Genomic DNA, 1221 nt, shown 5'->3' on the forward strand with positions numbered 1-1221 from the left:
AAGGACGCTTCTATGCCTCGTGTCAAGTCATGCGGGTGCGTAGTTCGCGGTAGAGCGCTCGGCAGACGTAGCGTTTCAGGCATCGGCGGATCTCACGGTTGGAGAGTCCTTCGGCTCTGCGGCGGGAGGCGTACTCACGGGTGACGGGGTCGTAGCTCAGGCGTGTGCGGACGACGACGTCGACCGCACGGTTGAGTTGGCGGTCGCCGGACCGGGAGAGCCGGTGGCGGGTGGTGTTGCCCGATGACGCGGGGAGCGGGGCGATGCCGCCCAGTGCGGCAAACGCAGCTTCCGATCGAACGCGGCCGTGGTGAGAGTAGGCCGCGACCAGGATCGCGCCGGTCACCGCTCCGACCCCGGGGACGGACTGCAGCCCCGGCGCCAATGCTTCTGTGAGTTGCGCGAGCTGGCGGTGGTTGTCACGGAGCACCTCGGTCTGCTCGAGAACGGCTCTGGCGAGTCGCCGGGCCTCTTCGCGGAACACACGTGTGGTGGTGTCGTCTCGACTGGTTCTCCAGGCCGAGATCGTCGCGATCTGGGTGTCGGTGAGCGGCTTGCGGGCGTCGATCGAGAGGTCAATGCTGCGGACGAGTGCGGTGAGGGCGTTGCGGTTCGCGGTGCGCTGCTGATCGACGAGAGCGCGGGCAGCCAGGAGCACGCGCAGCGCCGTCCTGTCTCCGTTCCGACGTGGCTGGGCGAGCTTTTCGACGTCTTCTCTAATGACGCTTCTCGCGGCGGCTTCCGCGTCGATCGGATCGGATTTCCCGGTGCGGGCGCGTGACGGTCTGGCGATCGGTCGGATCTCCGTGACTTCGAACCCGTTCGCGGACAATGCCGCCGCGATGCCCGCACCGTAGGACGAGGTGCCCTCGATGGCTGCGAGGGTCGTCGTTCCGTGAGAGCGTCGTGCGATCCAGGAGATCGCGCGGTTGGTGCCGGCAGCGGTGGTAGGGAACGTGGCTGTGTCGATAGTGCCGCCGGTGCGGGTCTCGACGAGGCAGTAGGTGTGTGTTCGGGCGTGGGTGTCGATGCCGACGACGTGTTCGAACTTATCGGCAACAGTGGTCATGCGAGCTCCTCTGGGTGTCAGCACTTCGGCGGGCTGGCTCGGGTGGGGTCGCTCAGAGACACATCTGTAATGAGTCACGCCATCACGGGCGGACAGGCTTCTGATCAAGGCATCTGCGCGGGCAGGCCGAGCCGCAGCACGGTCGCGGACAC

Annotated in this window: 1 protein-coding gene; it reads right to left on the reverse strand. The window is 66.7% G+C overall.

What is annotated here, in order from left to right:
• Positions 1-22 precede the first annotated feature (22 nt).
• On the reverse strand, positions 23-1069 hold the full coding sequence (locus GVL03_RS18815; RefSeq protein ID WP_159502537.1) for an IS110 family transposase: 1047 nt from the start codon (positions 1067-1069) through the stop codon (positions 23-25).
• Between the last annotated feature and the right edge of the window lie 152 nt (positions 1070-1221).

This window comes from Microbacterium sp. 18062 (assembly GCF_902706225.1).
In the GTDB taxonomy this organism is placed as follows: domain Bacteria; phylum Actinomycetota; class Actinomycetes; order Actinomycetales; family Microbacteriaceae; genus Microbacterium.